2 protein-coding genes are annotated in these 675 nt (G+C 57.9%); one reads left to right on the forward strand and one right to left on the reverse strand.

The annotated features are described in order from the left end of the window. Positions 1-189 (reverse strand): hypothetical protein (locus tag A3754_RS28400; protein WP_231880448.1); only part of this gene is annotated, 189 nt, incomplete at its 3' end. A gap of 28 nt (positions 190-217) precedes the next feature. On the opposite strand from A3754_RS28400, the gene A3754_RS02475 reads away from it, so the two are divergent. Then, positions 218-675, forward strand: a 458-nt coding sequence (locus A3754_RS02475; protein WP_197468392.1) for a sterol desaturase family protein, incomplete at its 3' end; no start/stop codon positions are given.

Below are 675 nucleotides of genomic sequence, written 5' to 3' on the forward strand. Positions count from 1 at the left end.
AGGCAGGTTTTCCCGGTCCAGCCAGTCGGTCAGCAACTGTACCCAGGCCCCGGTGACGCGCATGGCAGCGGCCATGGTCTCTCCTTGTGGGTGACGTTTACCCTGTTGGCCTAAATTGTCAAAAATAAGGCATGGATAGTCAATACTATCCGCCGCGCTTGTCGCACACTGCCATCTTCCACGTTTCACCGCGCTCCCACCGAGCTTCGAGGTTTCTATGGCATTAATGGACTGGTTCAACAACGTCTGGCAGAACAGCGGCCTGGTACCGCTATGGAATGCCCTGCCCGACTGGCTGGCGCTGGATGCCCGACAGCTGATCTTTGTCGTGGCCACGCCGCTTTTTATTGGCCTGTTCCTGTGGGAATACCGCAAGATTCGCCACAACAACCGGCTGGTGGATGGCCGTGAATCCTGGCTCAATTTCATGCTCGGTGCCGGCTACCAGACCACCGAGTTGCTGTTCGCCGGGCTGATCGCCTTCCCCGTGTATGCCTTTGCGTATCAGCACCGGTTGCTCGATATTGAGCTCAACGTCTTTACCGCCATCGCCCTGTGGTTTCTGGTGGATTTCTGCTACTACGGCTTCCACCGCACCTCACACCGGGTGCGCTGGTTCTGGGCCGCCCATGTGACCCACCACTCCTCCGAGCGGATGAATTTCTCCACTGCCAT

Source organism: Alcanivorax sp. HI0083, assembly GCF_001635175.1.